The organism is Luteimonas terrae (assembly GCF_031457535.1).
In the GTDB taxonomy this organism is placed as follows: domain Bacteria; phylum Pseudomonadota; class Gammaproteobacteria; order Xanthomonadales; family Xanthomonadaceae; genus Luteimonas; species Luteimonas terrae_A.
Window position 1 is genome coordinate 172701 of sequence record NZ_JAVDWO010000002.1, and the last position, 18446, is coordinate 191146.

Annotated in this window: 20 protein-coding genes; 13 read left to right on the forward strand and 7 right to left on the reverse strand. The window is 66.7% G+C overall.

Features of this window, described 5'->3' with window-relative positions; genetic code table 11:
* Nucleotides 1-39 precede the first annotated feature (39 nt).
* Genes J2W68_RS03125 through J2W68_RS03135 form a run of 3 tightly spaced genes read left to right on the forward strand, consistent with a single transcriptional unit; the run spans nucleotide 40 to nucleotide 1695 of the window.
* Nucleotides 40-903, forward strand: a complete 864-nt coding sequence (locus J2W68_RS03125; protein ID WP_310232721.1) for a hypothetical protein — start codon at nucleotides 40-42, stop codon at nucleotides 901-903.
* A complete protein-coding gene (locus tag J2W68_RS03130) occupies nucleotides 903-1397 on the forward strand; it encodes a flavodoxin (protein ID WP_310232723.1) in 495 nt (164 codons plus the stop codon). Before J2W68_RS03125 ends, J2W68_RS03130 begins: the two co-directional genes overlap by 1 nt.
* The gene (locus J2W68_RS03135; protein WP_310232725.1) at nucleotides 1369-1695 is read left to right on the forward strand and encodes a thioredoxin family protein; all 327 of its coding nucleotides are present in this window, start codon (nucleotides 1369-1371) and stop codon (nucleotides 1693-1695) included. The genes J2W68_RS03130 and J2W68_RS03135 overlap by 29 nt, the downstream gene beginning before the upstream one ends.
* 108 nt (nucleotides 1696-1803) lie before the next feature.
* On the opposite strand, the gene J2W68_RS03140 is transcribed toward J2W68_RS03135, so the two are convergent.
* Nucleotides 1804-2121, reverse strand: coding sequence for a hypothetical protein (locus J2W68_RS03140; RefSeq protein WP_310232728.1), 318 nt, complete (start codon nucleotides 2119-2121; stop codon nucleotides 1804-1806).
* Nucleotides 2122-2293: 172 nt separating this feature from the next.
* Nucleotides 2294-3700, reverse strand: a complete 1407-nt coding sequence (locus tag J2W68_RS03145) for a LysM peptidoglycan-binding domain-containing protein (protein WP_310232730.1) — start codon at nucleotides 3698-3700, stop codon at nucleotides 2294-2296.
* A 227-nt stretch (nucleotides 3701-3927) separates the two neighbouring features.
* Here J2W68_RS03145 and J2W68_RS03150 point away from each other — a divergent pair, with 227 nt between their 5' ends.
* From J2W68_RS03150 to J2W68_RS03160, 3 genes are all read left to right on the forward strand, one after another.
* Nucleotides 3928-4344: an acyl-CoA thioesterase gene (locus J2W68_RS03150; protein ID WP_310232731.1), complete on the forward strand. Its 417-nt coding sequence runs from the start codon at nucleotides 3928-3930 to the stop codon at nucleotides 4342-4344.
* A 219-nt stretch (nucleotides 4345-4563) separates the two neighbouring features.
* A complete protein-coding gene (gene mntR / locus J2W68_RS03155) occupies nucleotides 4564-5031 on the forward strand; it encodes a manganese-binding transcriptional regulator MntR (RefSeq protein ID WP_310232733.1) in 468 nt (155 codons plus the stop codon).
* 108 nt (nucleotides 5032-5139) lie between these two features.
* A complete protein-coding gene (locus J2W68_RS03160; protein WP_310232735.1) occupies nucleotides 5140-5520 on the forward strand; it encodes a hypothetical protein in 381 nt (126 codons plus the stop codon).
* 81 nt (nucleotides 5521-5601) lie between these two features.
* Here J2W68_RS03160 and J2W68_RS03165 read toward each other — a convergent pair whose 3' ends face one another.
* Together J2W68_RS03165 and J2W68_RS03170 are read right to left on the reverse strand one after the other, a co-directional pair.
* Nucleotides 5602-6393: a MipA/OmpV family protein gene (locus J2W68_RS03165; RefSeq protein ID WP_310232737.1), complete on the reverse strand. Its 792-nt coding sequence runs from the start codon at nucleotides 6391-6393 to the stop codon at nucleotides 5602-5604.
* A gap of 795 nt (nucleotides 6394-7188) precedes the next feature.
* Complete coding sequence (locus J2W68_RS03170) at nucleotides 7189-8082, reverse strand: fructose bisphosphate aldolase (protein WP_310232738.1); 894 nt, start codon at nucleotides 8080-8082, stop codon at nucleotides 7189-7191.
* Between the two features lie 196 nt (nucleotides 8083-8278).
* On the opposite strand from J2W68_RS03170, the gene J2W68_RS03175 reads away from it, so the two are divergent.
* The 6 genes from J2W68_RS03175 to J2W68_RS03200 all read left to right on the forward strand — a co-directional run bounded on the left by J2W68_RS03175 (nucleotide 8279) and on the right by J2W68_RS03200 (nucleotide 14513).
* On the forward strand, nucleotides 8279-9286 hold the full coding sequence (locus tag J2W68_RS03175; protein ID WP_310232739.1) for a methionine ABC transporter ATP-binding protein: 1008 nt from the start codon (nucleotides 8279-8281) through the stop codon (nucleotides 9284-9286).
* A complete protein-coding gene (locus J2W68_RS03180) occupies nucleotides 9283-9960 on the forward strand; it encodes a methionine ABC transporter permease (RefSeq protein ID WP_310232741.1) in 678 nt (225 codons plus the stop codon). Before J2W68_RS03175 ends, J2W68_RS03180 begins: the two co-directional genes overlap by 4 nt.
* Before the next feature lie 257 nt (nucleotides 9961-10217).
* Entirely contained in the window at nucleotides 10218-11021 is an 804-nt protein-coding gene (locus J2W68_RS03185) for a MetQ/NlpA family ABC transporter substrate-binding protein (RefSeq protein WP_310232743.1), read from the forward strand.
* 171 nt (nucleotides 11022-11192) lie between these two features.
* Nucleotides 11193-11582, forward strand: a complete 390-nt coding sequence (locus tag J2W68_RS03190; protein ID WP_310232746.1) for a hypothetical protein — start codon at nucleotides 11193-11195, stop codon at nucleotides 11580-11582.
* A 106-nt stretch (nucleotides 11583-11688) separates the two neighbouring features.
* On the forward strand, nucleotides 11689-12096 hold the full coding sequence (locus J2W68_RS03195) for a DUF2946 family protein (protein ID WP_310232747.1): 408 nt from the start codon (nucleotides 11689-11691) through the stop codon (nucleotides 12094-12096).
* Nucleotides 12097-12239: 143 nt separating this feature from the next.
* The gene (locus J2W68_RS03200) at nucleotides 12240-14513 is read left to right on the forward strand and encodes a TonB-dependent receptor (RefSeq protein WP_310232749.1); all 2274 of its coding nucleotides are present in this window, start codon (nucleotides 12240-12242) and stop codon (nucleotides 14511-14513) included.
* 188 nt (nucleotides 14514-14701) lie between these two features.
* Here the strand turns inward: J2W68_RS03200 and J2W68_RS03205 are convergent, their stop codons facing one another.
* Genes J2W68_RS03205 through J2W68_RS03215 form a run of 3 tightly spaced genes read right to left on the reverse strand, consistent with a single transcriptional unit; the run spans nucleotide 14702 to nucleotide 16732 of the window.
* Complete coding sequence (locus tag J2W68_RS03205) at nucleotides 14702-14890, reverse strand: oxidoreductase-like domain-containing protein (protein ID WP_310232750.1); 189 nt, start codon at nucleotides 14888-14890, stop codon at nucleotides 14702-14704.
* Nucleotides 14891-14892: 2 nt separating this feature from the next.
* A complete protein-coding gene (locus J2W68_RS03210; RefSeq protein WP_310232751.1) occupies nucleotides 14893-15756 on the reverse strand; it encodes an acid phosphatase in 864 nt (287 codons plus the stop codon).
* A gap of 1 nt (nucleotide 15757) precedes the next feature.
* Complete coding sequence (locus J2W68_RS03215; RefSeq protein WP_310232753.1) at nucleotides 15758-16732, reverse strand: transaldolase; 975 nt, start codon at nucleotides 16730-16732, stop codon at nucleotides 15758-15760.
* 384 nt (nucleotides 16733-17116) lie between these two features.
* On the opposite strand from J2W68_RS03215, the gene J2W68_RS03220 reads away from it, so the two are divergent.
* Nucleotides 17117-18133 (forward strand): 3-oxoacyl-ACP synthase III, encoded by a 1017-nt coding sequence (locus J2W68_RS03220; RefSeq protein WP_310232755.1) that lies wholly within the window; start codon nucleotides 17117-17119, stop codon nucleotides 18131-18133.
* The last annotated feature ends 313 nt before the right edge of the window (nucleotides 18134-18446 follow it).

Here is an 18446-nt window from a genome sequence, read left to right on the forward strand (position 1 = left end):
CTTCCGGAGGGAATTTCTGGCGAAGATCTATTCACATGGATGAGCCAGAATGGACATGAATCCACAATTCGAGAGCTTTATTATCGACAAATAACTGCAACGCTTCTTTCGGACCTTCTTCATTTCCTATACGAAGCGCTGCGATGCTCTGCTAAAGGAAAGATCACAGTTTCGTTTGCCCTACTTCGCAAGCCTCTCAAAGAGAACTTATTTTACTTGGAATGGCTGCTAGCAGACCCGCTGAGCATGATCCAAGCGTTCGAATCTGAGCAGCCTTCAGATAAAACCATTGGCTCTGTAAGTGAAGTCCGAAAGAGGGAAATTGTTCGGCGCGCAGTCGAGAAGACCAACTCAGGCCACTGGTTTGATGCCGACCTGATCTACGACTTCCGTTACAACAAGCAGTTTTCGTTAGGTTTTGAGAATCTGTTTCAAAAAGCGAATCACCTTGTGACAAGCTTTCGGTTTTTAGAAACTGAGCCCGCCAACTTCAACTTCGTTTTTTCTGACGAAAGCGCGCGCTACTCACAATGGAACGGCCTATATTCTTATTTACCGATAATCCTGCTTCACACGGTTGAAATCGTGGAAGGCCTTCTATCCACATTTGCCAAGCGGGAAGAAGGAATAGACCTTACACACATTCATAATTTAATCGGCTTTGCGCATTGGCTTGATTCTGGCCCGCATAGCAGCCAAGCAGCTGGCGCACTTGCAGTAATAAAGTCATCGCTACTTGAGGTGGGTTTGAGTTGCCCATCATGCCAAACGGAAATCTTTAGCTCCGATGAGTCGCTGACGACGCTTTACAATGAGAACGCTATTTCTTGCATGGCATGCAGTTGGAAATTTGACCTAAACGTAGATTCAGCTCAACACGCCGAGCAGAAGAACGAAGATTGATGCGCATCCTCCTCGCCCACACATCGCTCAGCGGCAACACCCGCGATGTCGCGCGTGCGATCTGCGCGCGGTGCGAAGAACTGGGCCATGCCGTCACCTGGATCGATGCCGACATCCAGACGCTGGCGAAGGTCTGCCCCGATGGCGCCGGGCATGATCTCTACGTGCTCGGCAGCTGGAGCATCAATGCCGGGCGCACGCCACCGGAGATGAAGCGTTTCATCGAAGACCTCGTCGCCGCGGTCGGCAAGCCGGACCGCGTCGCGGTGTTCGGCACCGGCGAGACGCAGTGGGGCGAGGAGTACTACTGCGGCGCGGCCCGGCGCATGGGCGCGTTCTTCAACACGCCCTACCCGCGGCTGGAGATCGAACAGATGCCGCACGGCGCACACGACGCCACCAAGATTCAACGCTGGACCGACACCATTCTTGCTTTAGCCAACGCACCGTTCGAGAACATCCCCCATGCAGACGCTCCACGCCTCCACGCCTGACGACTACGCCGCCGCCCTTGCTGCGCACCCGCGCCTGCTGGTGGATTACTACAAGGACGATTGTCCGGGCTGCAAGATGCTCGACATGTCGCTGGCGAAGTTCGCCGCGAGCGAGGACGCCGCCGGCGTCGCGCTGCTCAAGGTGAAGATGGAAACGATCGGCGAGGACTTCTTCCGCGATCTCGGCCTGCGCCAGACGCCGACGCTCGCACTGTTCAAGGACGGCGCCGAGGCTGCGCGCCTGCCGGGCTTCCAGGCGCCGGGCCAGATCGCACAGGCCGTGTCGACCAACCTCTGAGGCATCCTCCTTCGGCGCGCTGTTGTCGCGCCGACCGCCTCTCAATCACGAGGCCTCTCGCGTTCACCGAAGGCCTGCGCGAGACGCGCTGAGGGCACGCGTTGCGTGTCAACGCTCGACGCGGCGCATGTCGATCCGCTCGCCCGAGACACGCGTCAGCGCCGGCAGCTCGCCGGACAGATCGAGGCAGGGCTGCACGGACTTCGGCGCGGGTTCGAGGCACCAGCCGCCTTCGCGCTCGACCAGTTGCCCTTCGTATTCCTCGACCATGGCCGGTGGTGTGTGCAAGGCGTACACCACCACGACGCGCGCGCTGTCGTCGGGGCGTATCTGCAGCGAGACGCTCTGCTGCGTGTCGTCGATGCGGCCGATGTAGGCGCCGTCGGCTGGACGCTCGGTGGAGGCGGACGAAGCGGAAGTGGTCATGGGCGTGGTGTCCGGTGCGGCGGGCGACGAGCTTGCACACGCCACCAGTGCGGGGGCCGTGAGCAGCAGCAGGCATGTGAAGTGGCGCATCGGGCGCATCGTGGGGCGCCGCCCTGCGGACGTCAAAGCAGCCGGGGGCCGCCTGACACCGGATGCATGGGGATCAGAGAACTCAGCCATTGCCGGTCATCTCGTCCAGGATCGCGAAGCGCTCGGGGAACTGCTCGCGTGCCGCCGCTTCCTCCGGTGTGCCGATGACAGACATATAGAGCTTGTAGGTCTCCGCGAAATCCTCGTCACGCGAGGCGTCCGCGTAGTCGGAGACGGACTGGCCATCGGCCTCCATCGCCGCCTCCCACTCCGCCCACCCCGCATCCGTGTCACCGAACTCCTGCTTGGAGACGATGTGTCCCACTTCGTGTTGCAGTCCACCATTAAGCGAGGTCTGCGACTGCGCGTTGTCGGTGGGATAGATCGACACGATGCCCTCCCCGCCCGCGGTCATGTAGGAGCGGAAACCGGGCATGTTGTATTCCCGCTCCCAGTACGCGTCTGCCGGGTTCTGTCCGGGATTCACATCCACGCGTTCGATCCGCTCGCGCGACTGCGGATCCAACGCCACCAGACCGCTGGCCACTTCGTCGAGGCCGTGGTAGTTGAGCGTGGGGTCCGTTTCGACCGGCATGAACACCGGCGTGGTCTCGCCGTCGATCAGGATGTCGAAGCACACCGCGTCGGCGTCGCCCGAATGGAATCCGTGATTCTCGACCGTGGAGACGCCGGTGATGTAGTACTCACCCGCGAGCATCGCCGCCATGACCGCCTGCTGCTGGTCCGCCGGCAGTGTCTGGAACGCCGGGTCACGCAGCGCAGAGAGGACGGCCTGCTGCTGGTCCACCGGCAGCGACTGGAATTCCGGATCGCGCAACAGGGCGATGATGGCCTGCTGCTGCGTCTCCGGCAGCGCCTGGAACGCCGGATCCGCTTCGAGCTGGCGCTGGCGGATGTCTGCCACGATGTCACGCAACTCGCCGATATCAGCGTTGTACTGATCCAGCGCCATCTGGTACTCGGCCTGCGCGGTGGCGGGCGGGAGTGCCGAGTAGTCCGACAGCTGCGGCGGCTCTGCGTCGGCCAACGCCGTCTCGGCCATGTCCAGTATCTGTGCGTCTTGCGCGTCCTGGCGGTACTGGAGAATCTGGCGCTTGTCGTCGTCGGGCAGCTGCGGGGGCAGATCGCGGACGTTCGGTTCGGGGAGGCCTTCGATCGCGTCCAGCGTCTCGGAAGGTGACAGCGTGTCGCTGCCGCGGCCCGGCCCCGCCATGACCACGGGATCCGACGTCGCAATTTCGTACGCCAGCGCAGGCATCGTTACCGTGGTTCCCATCGGCAATGCATCGAACGGCGTCAATGTGGGGTTCGCGGTCCGCAGGGCCGATTCGGCCGTGCCGGTCCGCGAGGCAATGTCGGCCAACGATTCCCCCTGCCGGGACAGGGTGCTGTTTGCAGGCGGGGGTGTGTTCTGCCCCGCACGCGCGAACGACTCGGCGAGCGGTAGCGCATTGGCGATCCGGGTCATGGCGGCATCATCCGTGCTGGTTGCCTCCAGCCTAGGGCGCACATCGACGCGGCGCCCCTCGTTGTAGCCCTAGGTGCGTCAGCGAAAATTCAGTCCTGCGCCTGTTCACACAAACGAATGTCCAGCGTGCACTGGCGGGTGCCGTATTCACGGTGCCGCGTGCGTGGCGATAGACTGGCACGCCACCGCGACGTGGCCTCACCGGCAGCGCCAGCACAGCAGACCCCATGACGCCACGCATCGACGACGCCCCCACGACCGAAGCCCGCATGCTCGAGATCGTGTTCCCCGATCACACCAACCATCTGGGCACGCTGTTCGGCGGCACCGCGCTGGCGTGGATGGACAAGGCGGCCTTCATCGCCGCGTCGCGCTATGCGCGCCGCACGGTGGTGACCGCGCGCTCGGAACAGGTCGATTTCAAGCTGCCGATCAAACAGGGGCAACTGGTGGAGATCATCGCGAGTGTGGTCGAAGTGGGCCGCACGTCGATGCAGGTGGAAGTGGAACTGATCGCCGAGGACCTGCTCAGCGGCGACCGCGAGCTGTGCACGCGCGGACGTTTCGTGATGATCGCGCTGGATGCACGCGGCCGCCCGGCGCAGGTCGCGCAGTTGCCGGCGCCATCTGGTGACGCGGCATGAGCGATATCACCCTGCTGCAATGGATCGGTCTGGGGCTCGGCATCGGTATCGCCTACGCGGCGATCCGTGCGGTGTTCAAACGCAAGGACTGACTCACGCGTGCCCGGATGCGGCGTCAGTCCATCGGACAGCGTGCGTCGCGCCGCCCGCACATGACCATCCGGCAGTCGCCAGCGCGTGATCGGTGACAATACGCACGGTGTCCCCGGGACCTCTGCCATGACCGCTCGAAAGAAGGCCGCCGCCCAGGCCGCCCGCGACGCGGGCCTGCCGGACGCGCAGGTGCACGTCGAGAATTTCCGTCAGGTGCGCGAGGCGCGACGCGCCGAACTGGTCGAGGATTACGTCGAACTGATTTCCGACCTGCTCGCCACCACCGGCCGCGCGCGCCAGGTCGACATTGCCGAACGCCTCGGCGTCGCCCAGCCCACCGTCGCACGCACATTGCAGCGCCTGGTGCGCGACGGGCTGGTGCTGCAGAAGCCCTATCGTGGCGCGTTCCTGACCGACGCCGGCGAAACCCTCGCCCGCGCCAGCCGCGTACGGCACCAGACCGTCGAATCCTTCCTCGTCGCGCTGGGCGTGCCGCCCGACATCGCACGTCGCGATGCCGAAGGCATCGAACATCACGTCAGTCCGGAAACGCTGGCGGTGTTCGAGGCCTTCGTCATGAAGTCACACGGCTGAAGCGCCATGCGTGGCGATGGTCAGGGGCGCCGCTGCCCACCCCAGGCGACTAGTCACTGCGCGCGTCGCCATGGCGCCGCCAGACGCCAAGGCGCGTCTACCAGGGCCTTGAGACCGTTTACCGTGCTCGCGGCTGCGGCGGCCTGCCTGCTCGGCGGCTGCTTTTTCGAACCTTCTGCAAGCGGCGCCTTCTCCATGCAGCCAGGGACACCGTCCGATGTCGTCTTCAAGTGTGTCGAAGCCACGATCCGGGCACAGACACATGCCACCTGGGAGGACGTGACTCTCCGGGATGGGCCGGCGGGCGTTCTCGAGACTGGCGATTTCGCCAGCATCAACCGTATGGGTGTCCGCGTGCGTGTTCGCTATGACGCAGGCGTAGGCAAGGGCAGCATCCAGTTGAAGGCGAGCGGCCCTTACTTCGCAGACCTGGGCGCGGACACCGCGCTCGCGACGTTGCTGTCCGCACCCTGCCTGACATCGGGCTAACGCCGGGCGCCCTGATCGCGGCTGGTCCGGCCATCTCTTCGGTTCTCAGACACATGGCGTGCGAACCGCCACGTGTCAGTATCAGAACCGGTAGCTGACGCCACCGAACAGCGAGGGAATGCCGTCGGCATCGCGTTCGAGCAACGGGCTGTCGGACAGTTCGTCCGGCAGCAAGCGATAGGTGAACCCGCCGATGAAGCTCCAGCGCTCGCCGAGCGGACGCGTGGCGGCGACGCTCAGCGATGGCACGGCGGCGGAGCCGGGGTTGTAGCGGCTGACGCCGCGCGCGACTTCTGCGTCGAGCGTGCCGAAGTAGTAGTTGGTCAGGTCCTTCGACATCCAGCGCACGCCGGCGCTGGGCAGGATCGTCCACGCGCCCGAGCGCAGCATGTAGGTGTACTCGACGCCGAATTCGTGACCGCCGCTGGTGTCGGTGACGTCGGCCAGTGCATGTACGCGCACGCGGCCGAAACTGCCGGACCACGACGCGCCGATGCCGGCGTCGAGACCGTGATCGCGATCGTCGAGCAGGCGCGCATCGAGGCCGTTGTCGGCGAGACCCGACGCGCTGAGATCGTCGATATCGAAACCGTCCAGACGCGCGGACACGAGGCCATCGAGCTGAAACGCACCGGTGTCGACCAGGTGGATGCCGCCGGCGATGCCGCGCAGAAACAATCGTTCGCCTTCGTAGGCGAACGTCGGAAATGGCAGCACGCGCGCACCCTCGCCGACATAAGGACTATCGGCCGCGGCGATGGCGACACCGAGCGACCAGCCCGGCGGTTGCGCCGGCGGGCCCGCGCGCTCGTCGCGTACCTGCGCGAGGGCGAGACCGGGAATCAGGGCGAACAGGGCGAGCGCGGCTTTCATCGGACGGTCCGTGTGGCGACAAGGGAGCCGGCACCATAGCAAGCGTCGATGACGTGGCCTGTGCGCTGCGTGGCGGTCTGGGGCGCGCCGCGTCGGACGCCGGTGCAATGCACTCAGGCGCGTGCAGGACGATTGGCAACGGGCGATGCCGCCCGATCGATATCGCGCCCGTCAGCCCGCCCGACGCGCAGCGGGGGCGTGCCGGGTCCGGGACAGCGCCTGCACTTGCGCACGCTGATCGATCGATGCGCGCGTGCTTTTGCCGATACGCGTTTCAAATGGATGCGGAGCTTCCGGACGTCCCGCCTTCGGGCGGCGCACCATGTAATGGGTGACGAATATCGGCTGTGACATCTTCTGATCCTCAGGCGTGTGCCTCGATGGATCGAACGCTATGACCATCCCGCGCAATCCGGGGTGTAATCGGACGGCTGACGCCGATCACGTTTATGCAGTCGTCGGCGTTGTCGCGAAGCCCTTCGCTTCACGGAAACCGCGTCCTAACATTCGCGGCGTAATCGTTCACGCGACCGCGCCGCGGGCTTCACGTCCCGCTGATCCATGCGGCTCGGGAATTGCACAAGACCCCGTCCCAGCAGACCCGCGACTCGACTCCCCGCTGCGGCACCGCGCCGGATTCCGGACATCAAGCGCAGGCTCACGACCTGTCGCAACTGCATCGACCGGGCCAGTCGTCCCGGACAAGATGCGGAGCTGGGACGCGCTGCTGTCGATCACCCAAAAAAAAGCCGGCGCATCTGCGCCGGCTCTTGAGGACAATCCCGCTGGGGCGAATCAGGCCACCGATGCGCGATAGATCGACTCGATCGCCTTGTCGAGCGACGCGTTGAAGTCGTCATCGCTCTGCTTGGCGCTCAGGCCTTCGGTCAGCGCGCGGCTGAAGCTCGCGACCACACCCGGGTTCTTCGCCAGACGCGCATTCGCGTCGTCGCGGGCGTAGCCACCCGACAGGGCGACGACCTTCAGCACGCTCGGGTGGTCGACCAGTTCGCGGAAGAAGCCGTCGACCTCGGGCAGGGTGAGCTTGAGGATCACCGGCGTCGCCGGGTCCACCTTGTCGAGGCGCTTGAGCAGGCCCTGCTTGAGCGTGGTTTCGATGTCGGCCTTGTCGGCGGCGTTGATGTCGACTTCCGGCTCGATGATCGGCACCAGGCCCGCGTCGAGCACTTGCTGGCCGAGTTCGAACTGCTGGTCGAGCACCGCGGCGATGCCGGCGGCGTTGTTCTGCTTGATGACCGAGCGTTCCTTGGTACCGAACACACCCTTGGCCTTGGCCCGCGCGAGCAGGTCCGACAGGCCCGGGATCGGCTTGAGCAGCTGCACGCCGTTGGCCTCGTCTTCCAGACCCTTGTCGATCTTCAGGAACGGCACGACGCCCTTGACCTGCCACAGGTATTCGGCGGCGCCCTGGCCTTCGAACGCATCGTCGAGCGTGCGGTCGAACAGGATCGCGCCGAACACGCGCTCGCCGCTGAAGGCGGGGCTGGTGACGATGCGGGTGCGCATCGCGTGGACGAGTCCGAACATTTCCGCGTCATTCGCGTACTCCGATTCCTCGATGCCATAGAGCTTGAGCGCCTTTGGCGTGCTGCCACCGCTCTGGTCGAGTGCGGCGATGAAGCCCTGACCCGACTTGATCCTGTTCAGCTGTTCCTGATTCACGGCCACGTGCGTACGTCCTATGCGATCGGTGGAGACCCGGGGCCGTGATGATAGCGCCACGTGCCGCGCGGGGCCGTCGACGCAACCGCAAACGGATTGGACGACGCTGCGCGCGCATGCCGCATCTGCGTCAGACGCAGGCCTGGTCACGCCGCAGCCCCCGCCCTGCTAGGCTGCGCGGCCACCCGCCAGACCTGCCGCCGTGATCCGTTTCGAAGGCATCCACAAGTCGTTTTCTGCCGCCGGACGCGAGGCCGTCGCGCTGCATCCGCTAGATCTCACGATCCAGGCCGGCGAGGTGTTCGGCATCGTCGGTCATTCCGGCGCGGGCAAATCCACGCTGCTGCGGCTGATCAACGGGCTGGAGACACCGAGCGGCGGGCAGCTGACCGTCGACGGCCAGCGCCTCGACACGCTGGACGCCAATGGCCTGCGGACCCTGCGCCGGCGCGTGGGCATGATCTTCCAGCACTTCAATCTGCTGTCGTCAAAAACCGTCATCGACAACATCGCGTTTCCACTGCGCCTGGCCGGCGTCGCGAAGGCGCGAGCGCATGCGCGCGCGCAAGAACTGCTGGTGCGCGTGGGCCTGGAGGCGCATCGCGACAAGTACCCTGCGCAGCTCTCGGGCGGGCAGAAACAGCGCGTCGGCGTGGCGCGTGCGCTGGCGACGGAGCCGAAGATCCTGCTCTGCGACGAGGCCACCAGCGCGCTCGATCCGCAGACCACAGCCTCTGTCCTGCAGCTGCTCGACGGCATCAATCGCGAACTCGGCCTGACCATCGTGCTGATCACCCACGAGATGGACGTCGTGCGCCGGGTCTGCGACCGCGTCGCGGTGCTCGATGCCGGGCATCTGGTCGAAAGCGGCCCAGTGGCCGAGGTGTTCCTGCATCCGCAGCACGCGACGACGCGGCGCTTCGTCGCCGAATCCGAGGACGTCGACGAGGCCGCGCTGCGCGACGACATCGCGCATGTCGAGGGCCGCCTGCTGAAACTCACTTTTACCGGCGATGCCACCTGGCAGCCGATGCTGGGCCGTGTCGCGCGCGAGACCGGCATCGACTACACCATCCTCTCGGGCCGCGTGGACCGCATCAAACGCATGCCCTACGGCCAGCTGACACTCGCCATCACCGGCGCACGCGCCGACGAGGCCGCGCGGCATTTCACAGATGCCGGCGTGCATGTCGAGGCGATCGCGCGATGAGCACGCCACTGCTGCCCAATGTGGATGCCGGCAAGTGGGTGGAGATCGGCCAGGCCACCATCGACACGTTGCTGATGCTGGCCGGCTCGTTGCCGCTGACGCTGCTGATCGGTCTGCCGCTGGGTGTGCTGCTGTTTCTGACCGGACCGCGCCAGCTGCACGCGCGGCCGGCGCTGTACGCGGGTCTGTCGCTGATGGTGAACCTGCTGCGCTCGGTGCCCTTCATCATCCTGATGATCGTGCTGATCCCGGTCACGCTCAAAGCCATGGGCACCTCGCTGGGCGTGCGTGGCGCGATCCTGCCGCTGGTCGTCGGCGCGGCGCCGTTCTACGCGCGGCTGGTGGAAACCGCGCTGCGCGAGGTCGAACGCGGCGTCATCGAAGCGAGCCTGGCGATGGGCGCGACCACGCGCCAGCTGGTGATGCGCGTGCTGCTGCCCGAAGCGCTGCCCGGCCTGATTGCCGGCGCGACGGTGACGACGATCGCGCTGATCGGCTTCACCGCAATGGGCGGTGCGATCGGCTCGGGCGGCCTCGGCGATCTGGCGTATCGCGACGGCTACCTGCGCTCGCGCACCGATGTCGCAGTGGTCACCGTCGTCGCGCTGCTGGTGATGGTGCAGGTGCTGCAGATGGTCGGCGACCGGCTGGTGGCGCGGTTCACCCGGCGGTAGGTCTAGCAAGCAATGAACACCTCTCCCTCCGGGAGAGGTCGACGCGCACAGCGCGTCGGGTGAGGGTTGGGGCTTTACCGGCAGGCGTTGAAAAAAGCGCCCTCATCCGCCCTTCGGGCACCTTCCCCCAGAGGGGGAAGGATCGGGTGCAACGTTGACCGCCCGATCGCTCGACCACACACTGATTTCCACCCTCGCACTCGATCCCCAGGCGCGGACGCCGATACTGGTCGGCCCCTCGCCTCACCGGATCCGCCATGGCCCTGCTGCCCCGACTCGCCACCGCCGCCCTGCTGCTGTCCGCGCTCGCCGCTTGTGGCGGCAGCGGATCCGGCGCGAACGGCGAACGCCTGACGATCGCCGCGACCGCGGTGCCACATGCCGAGATCCTCGACGTGGTGAAGCCGCTGCTCGCAGAGCAGGGTGTGGACCTGCAGGTGCGCATCTTCAACGACTACGTGCAGCCCAATGACCAGGTCGCGCAGGGCCAGATCGACGTCAACTATTTCCAGACCGAGCCCTACCTCGACGCCTACAACCGCGACCGCGGCACCGACCTGACGACGCTGGCCGGTGTGCACATCGAACCCTTCGGTGCGTACTCGCGCCGCTACGCATCGCTCGACGCGGTGCCCGACGGCGCCGACGTGGTGATCCCCAACGATCCGAGCAACAACAGCCGCGCGCTGATCCTGCTGCACAAGAGCGGCGTGATCACGCTGCGCGATCCCAGCGACGCGATGGCCACGCTGCGCGACATCACCGCCAATCCGAAGAACCTGAAGTTCCGCGAGCTCGATGCGGCGATGCTGCCGCGCGTGCTCGACCAGGTGGACCTGGCGCTGATCAACACCAACTATGCGCTCGACGCCGGTCTCGACCCGGGCAAGGATGCGCTGGCGATCGAAGGCCAGGACTCGCCATACGTGAACTTCCTCGTCGGCCGCCCCGACAAGCAGAACGACCCGCGCGTGCAGAAGCTCATCACCGCGCTGACCGGCGAAGAGGTGCGGGCCTTCATCCAGACCAAATACGGCGATGCGGTGATTCCGGCGTTCTGACAGTGATATTCCATCTGTTGATGGCGTGAGGACCGACGGGCCGCGCGATCACCCAGGCCGGGTGGGCGCAGAGCTGGACGACGCGCATCGATATTCACCACACGCCTGTGCACGTGGCCACTGCACCGTCAGCGCATGTCCACGCAAGGAGCGCGTATGGAAAGGAAGCGGATGCTCTCTCTGCTGATCGTCGGCATCGGGATCGCTTTGACGGGATCTGAGAGTCGCTCGACCGAGGCAGGTGCGCAGGGGCCGGTCGATGTCTTCGTCCGGATCCCCGAAGCGATCTGGCCGGTCGCACGGGGCGAGAAATACGAAGACCCGATCGACGCGGCATTGAGAGGCGCAGGGCTTGGCGAGGTGACCGGTGGCGGCAGCCAGCTCGGGCCGTCTGCGCCTGATGGAACACCCACCATCGAATGGGTGGGCATCGATGTCGAACTGTCCGAACTCGAACGCGGCCTGCCGCTTCTGAAGCGCGAACTGCGCAGGATCGGCGCACCGGCCGAGACTGCGATCGAGTCCCGCCGGGGCGGCACGCAGGTGAGCGAGGGCCTGTAGCGAAGCTGTCTCGACTCGGTCTTGGGCCCTACCTTCGCGCCGATGCGACCAACGGTCGCACCGACGCGATGCGGATTGTGGTGCTTGCACCGATAGACTGATCCCGATGCACAGATGCCGACATTTGCAGCATGCATTCGCCTGGCTGTCGCTGACGGCCGTGCTGCTGCTGGCGTTGCTGCCGTCGCTCGGCCGGCTCGCGCATGCGCAGGACGCCTCGCCGCGGATGATCCTGATGGAGATGTGCACGATGGGCAGCGACACGCTCGTCAGCATCGTCGATCCCCACAGCCTGCTTGATGACGCAGCACCGCGCCCTGCGCCGTCGGAGCACCTCGACATGCAGGACTGCGGCTACTGTCCGCTGCTCGCCACCGCCCTGCTCGCGATGCTGTGGTTCGCGATCGCGCGCTTGCAGCGGATTCCCCATCGCGCGCGCATTGCGCATGCGTTCCGTCCGGTCGAACGCCATCCTTGCGGCCTCGGCTCCCGCGGTCCACCGCTCGCGGCCTGACGCGCCCGCCCGGCCCGCCGGGCGACACCACGGCGCCGCCGATCCAGCGGATCGGACATCGCACCTTGTGACGCACGCGCCTCTGCGCGGCGCCTCCCTGCGCGCACGGCAGTGCCGTGCCGCCCTGCATCATGGATTCCGACATGTCTCTCCCGATTGCCACGCGTTGTGCCGTCGCGCCCGACGCCGTGTTCCCGCACCTCAACGCGTGCCCCGAGCCCACAGCCGTCGCCGATGCCATGCCAGATCGCCGTCAATGTGCTGGCATCGCCATCCATTGCCTGTTGCTGTCCGGGCTGGTCACCGCGGCCCACGCGCAGTCGCCGGTCCATGACACCGCGACCACGCTCGACGGCATCGAAGTGCGTGGCACGCGTTCCACGCTCGACCGCACTGCTGCGGGCGCCTCGCGCCTGCAGGTGTCGGACCGCGAGACACCCGCCTCGGTGTTCCAGATCGACCGGTCCACTCTGGAGGCCCGAGGCGTGCGTTCCACGCAGGAAGCGTTGTTCGCGATTCCCGGGCTGGTCGTCGCCTCGCCGCCGGGCCACGGCAACACCGTCACCTGGCGCGGTTTCTCGGGCGCGCAGATCACCCAGCTCTTCAACGGCATCGACGTGAAGTACGCGTCCATCGCCGCGCGCCCCGTCGATGCGTGGATCTACGAGCGCGTCGAAGCGATCGGCGGCCCGTCGAGCTTTCTCTACGGCGCCGGCGCGGTGGGCGGCTCGATCAACTATGTCACTCGCGTGGCAGACTTCGGCGCCGATTCGATCGGTGGCCTCGTCAGCGCCGGCGCGCATGACAGCCGGGTGTTGGCCGGCGGATTCAACCAGCGGTTCGGCGCGGACCTCGGGGCGCAGGCGCTGCGCGTCGATGCCGCCTACAGCACGCGCAGCGGCTGGGTCGACGCCGAGCGTCGCGAAGGCTGGACGGTCGCCACTTCGCTCGCCTCGCGCCTGACGCCGACGCTGACGCACACGGTGGCGCTCGAGTACCAGCACGAGGACAACCGGCGCGTGTACTGGGGCTCACCGGCCGTGATCGCACGCACAGGGCGGCTCGACGCGCTGCCTGGCAGCGTGGGCCGCAACTACAACGTCGCCGACGGCTTCTACGGCCAGGACGTGATGTGGGGCCGCTCCGTGCTGGCCTGGGACGGCGGCACGTCCGGCCGCGTGGTCAACACGCTCTACCACTACGACGCGTTGCGCGATTACCGCAATGTCGAAAGCTACCGCTGGGATGCCGCACGTGGTGGCATCGCGCGCTCGGGCGCGCTGCAGCAACGTCACGACCAGCAGGTGACCGGCAACCGCACCGACTGGCATCGCACGGGCACGCTGGCGGGCAAGACCTCGCAATGGACGGCCGGACTCGATCTGAGCCAGAACCGGCAGACGCGGTTTCCGCAGTCGATCGGGGGCGAGATCGATCTGGTGCCGATCGACGCCCATACGCCTGGAAGCTTCTTGGAGATTCCCGGGGCCATGCCCGACCACGTGCCGGGTGCGACGAACCGCGTGCGCACGGTCGCGATGTCGGCCGAAAACCTCACGCGTTTCGGGCCGAAATGGTCGTTGATGACCGGCCTGCGCCACGAGCGCATCGATCTCGATGTCGTCAACCATCGAGCGCCCACCGCAACCAGTCCTGCCCGCTGGTCGCACGACTACGCGCCCACCACGGGACGCATCGGGCTGAGCATCGAACTCACGCCGGCCAGCACTCTCTACGTGCAGGCCAGCACGGCCGCCGATCCACCGGCGGGCATCCTGTCGACGGCCGGATTCTCGGCGCTGCGCGATTTCGACCTCAGCCGCGGCCGGCAGGTCGAGGCAGGCGCGAAGACCGACTTCGCCCAGGGGCGCGGGACGGCCACGCTGGCCGCGTACCGCATCGTGCGCGAGCACCTTGCGATCGCCGATCCCGACAATCCGGGACAGACTTTGCCGGTCGGGCAGCAGTCGGCGCGCGGTGTGGAGGCGACGCTCGAGGTGCGGCCGTGGCAGGCGCTGCAGGTACAGGCGAACGCGGGGTGGGTGGATGCGCGGCTCGACGATTTCTTCGAGACCGCGGCCGGCGTGCCGGTGTCGCGTGCGGGCAACCGTCCGGCCAACACGCCGTCGCGCGTAGGCAACCTCTGGATCGATTACGCGTTCTCGCCGCGCTGGTCGATTGGCACCGATCTGCGCGCGGTCGCGTCCCGATATGCCGACAACGCCAACACACTGGAAACCGCCGGCTACGCACTGTGGGGGGCGCACCTGCGCTGGCAGGCCGCGCCGCAACTGGCGGTCACTCTGCGCGGTCGCAATCTCGCTGACCGGACCTACGTGCTGCATGCGATCAGCACGCAGATGGTCTATCTGGGCGAGCCGCGGAGCGTCGATCTCGAACTGCGGGCGATGTTCTGACCGCATCCCCCAGGCGACGCGCATCCACACCGCGGTTCTGACGATGGCCCGTCTTCCATAGCCCGTCCTCCGAAGTCTGCGGGTGCCGCCGACGCCCGCGTTCGTTGGTCGTGGTGTTCGGGTGCGGGTTCGATCGTCGTGTGCGGCCGCGCATGCCTGCGCTGCGCTGGCTCGACTGAATGCCGCGATCAGTCTTTGCCGGGATGCCGCGCGCGCCAGGCCGCGAGCTGCTCGCGGTAGTACTGCAGATCCTCGGCATAGCTGTCGTGCACACAGACTGCGCAGCCGCTGTCGCAGCAGTCGCTGGGCAGCGGCGGTTCGGGCGGCTGCGGGCGCGGGTCGGACGCAGGCACGTCGGGAGCAGGCAGGTTCGACACGATCAGTCGCGTGCGTCCGCGGCCGGAATCGGCGACTGGCGCAGACCAATGGTTTCGGTATCGCAATGCGCGGGCATCGCGCCGGCCGCACGCTGCGCGGCGATCTCGTCGCGCGCGGCGTCACGATCGGTGCGGAATTCCGCCGACGCCTGCAGGCGTGCATAGGTCGCCGCACCGATGCGCTCGCCCGCGCCGATGTCGCTGTACCAGTGCACGTTGCAGACCAGCCGGCTTTCGCCGAAGGCGCGGCCGCGTTGCAGCAGCGCATCGCTGCGCTCGGGCGCGAGTTCGACCAGCGCGAGTGTCCAGGCCCAGCCGATCGCCGCATGGCCGGACGGATACGAGGCACTGGTCGTCAGCCCGGACACGTCTTCGGGTGTGCACACCGGCGCGGCATTGCGCACGAACGGGCGCCCGCGCTGCCAGTGGTCCTTGGCCGCGCGGCCTGCGTTCGACGCATCGGCGAGGCTGCGACGCAGCAGGCGTACGAGATGCGGCGTACGCGCCGCACTGATCTCGACACCGAGCGCGCAGGCAAACAGCGGCTCGGCGGCCGGGAAGGTCAGATCGGCATCGACCGCGGCCTGGCGCCAGCGCGTGGTGTCGTGCAGGGCGAGACTGCGTGCGGCGATGGCATCGTCATGCGCCTGCGCAGCCGAACCCGGCGCGGGCGGCGCCGGCAACAGCGCGCGACTGTCGAACGCGGGTGCGTCGAGATAGCCGATCGTCACGCCGGGTCGGCTTTCCGGCACGACCACGGCCGCGTCGGGCGTCGTCTCGCGCGCGGGCAGCGCACAGGCAGACAGCATCGACAGCAGCGCGCCGCACGCGGCAATGCGCATGCCGCCGGGCACACACAAACGCAAGTCAGCTGGCCTGCAGGCGCTGGGCGATGGTCGCCCGCAATGCATCCAGATCCTTGGCGAACGCGGCGATGCCGTCACGCAACTTCTCGGTCGCCATCGGATCGGCGGCGAGGTCGGCGGCGTAACGCGCGGCATCGACCGGCGGCGCGATCGCGCCCTCGTCGTCGCCTGCATGCAGCTTGCGCGGCAGCTCGCCATGCTCGGCGGCAAGCTTTTCCAGCAGGTCCGGCGAAATCGTCAGGCGGTCGCAACCCGCCAAGGCCTCGATCTGTTCGGTCGAGCGGAACGAGGCGCCCATGACCACGGTCGGCGAGCCGCGGCGCTTGAACTCGGCGTAGACCTCGCGCACGAAGCGCACGCCCGGATCGTCATCGATCGTCGCCGGCGTCTCGCCGCGGGCGACGTGCCAGTCGAGGATGCGGCCGACGAACGGCGAGATCAGGAACGCGCCGGCTTCGGCGCAGGCGATCGCCTGGGTGCGGTTGAAGATCAGCGTGAGGTTGCAGTCGATGTCCTCGCGCTGCAGTTCTTCCGCCGCGCGGATGCCTTCCCAGGTCGCGGCGATCTTGATCAACACGCGGTCGCGCGGCACGCCGACGTCCTGATACATGTCGATGAACTGGCGCGCCTTGACGATGGTCGCCTCGGTGTCGAACGACAGGTCGGCATCGACCTCGGTCGACACACGGCCGGGCACCAGGCTGGAGAGCTTGCGGCCGACGCCGACCGTCAGGCGGTCGACGACCTGGCGCGCGCGCGTATCGATATCGCCGTCCAGATCCCGGGCCCGCTCGAGCTCGCGATCGACGAGATCGGCATAGATCGGCAGGTCCAGCGCCTTGCGCACCAGCGTCGGGTTGGTCGTGCAGTCGACCGGCTTCAGGCGCGCGATGGCCTCGGCGTCACCGGTGTCGGCGACGACCACGGAGAGGTCGCGCAGCTGTTCGAGTTTGGACGCGGTTGTTGCAGCGGACATGGACACCTCTGGGTTCGGGACACGTGCCGCGCTTCAGGCGGGCCCGTCATTGTCCGCGTACCGGGGCTGGAGGGCCACCCGGACGTGCTCGCCTCCGGATCACGCGCGGCAAGCAGGTCGTCGCCTGCCTGCGGCGGAACCGGACTCCCACGATGGTGCTGGCGATCGGCATGCGCGCAATGCGACGTCCAGGCTGGGTCTGCCGAGCCCCGAGGCCGGTCCCCGGATGGACGCCGGACGCGCGCTTTCCTGGGCGCCTGCCGCCTGTCCCGGCACTGGCGTCAGGCCCGCGGCGCCCGGGTTTTGCGTGATCCCCCCGTCATGCGTCCCCCCGCCGAAGCGGTTACCCTATGCGGCTCCTTTGCCAGATCCGGCGCCCAGCCCATGCTCTTCAAGAACGTCGCCATCGCCGGCCTCGCCCATGTCGATGCGCCGAACCGCGTGACCAGCGACGCCATCAACGCCAGGCTGAAGCCGACCATCGACCGCCTCGGCATCAAGACCGATGTGCTCAAGGACATCGCCGGCATCCACGCCCGTCGCCTGTGGGACGACGAGGTCCAGGCCTCGGACGCCGCCACGATGGCCGGCCGCAAGGCGCTGGAAGACGCCGGCATCGACGTCGGCAAGCTGGGCCTGCTGGTCAACACCTCGGTCAGCCGTGACTACCTCGAGCCGTCCACCGCCAGCATCGTCGGCGGCAACCTCGGAATTCCGGATACCTGCCAGAACTACGATCTGGCGAATGCGTGCCTTGCCTTCGTCAACGGCATGGATGTCGCCAGCCGCATGATCGAGCTGGGCGAGATCGACTACGCGATGATCGTCGATGGCGAGACCGCGAATCTCGCCTACGAGAAGACCATCGAGCGCCTGCTGCGCCCGGAGACGACCGAAGAGGATTTCCGCAACGAGCTGGCCACACTGACCCTGGGCTGCGGCTCGGCGGCGATGGTGCTCGCGCGCGCCGACTTGCTGCCCGACGCCCCGCGCTACAAGGGTGGGGTCACGCGCTCGGCGACCGAGTGGAACACCCTGTGCCGCGGCAATCTCGACCGCATGGTCACCGATACCCGCATGCTGCTGATGGAAGGCATGAAGCTCGCGCAGAAGACCTTCGTCGCCGCGCGCGAGGCGATGGGCTGGGTGGTCGACGAACTCGACCAGTTCGTGATCCACCAGGTCAGCAAGGTGCACACCGGCGCCTTCATCCAGTCCTTCGGCATCGATCCGGCCAAGGTCCACACGATCTTCGGCGAGCACGGCAACATCGGCCCGGCCTCGGTGCCGATCGTGCTGAGCAAGCTCAAGGAACTGGGCCGGCTGAAGAAGGGCGACCGCATCGCGCTGCTGGGCATCGGGTCGGGCCTGAACTGCACGATGGCCGAGGTGGAGTGGTAAGCCCACCACGCGTGTCGTGATCATCGAAACAGGCCGGCTTGTCCGGCCTTTTTCATGCGTGGTGGGCAGGTTCGCGTGAACTCTGGGGCGATGTCGCCGCATCCGGAATAGAGGCAAGAGGCAAAGCATCTCAATGCCTCCGTTGTCGATTTTTTTCCGTTTTTCGACACGAGGCTGACCTCATGTCGATCCCGTCGACATGAATGGTCCGGCTGAAGCTCCAGAGGTCCCATTGCCAAGCCGTGATGGAGCCGCGCAATCAACGGGTTCGCAGCAGAGCCGGAGCGTCGCGCCGTGATGAGAAAAGCGCCCG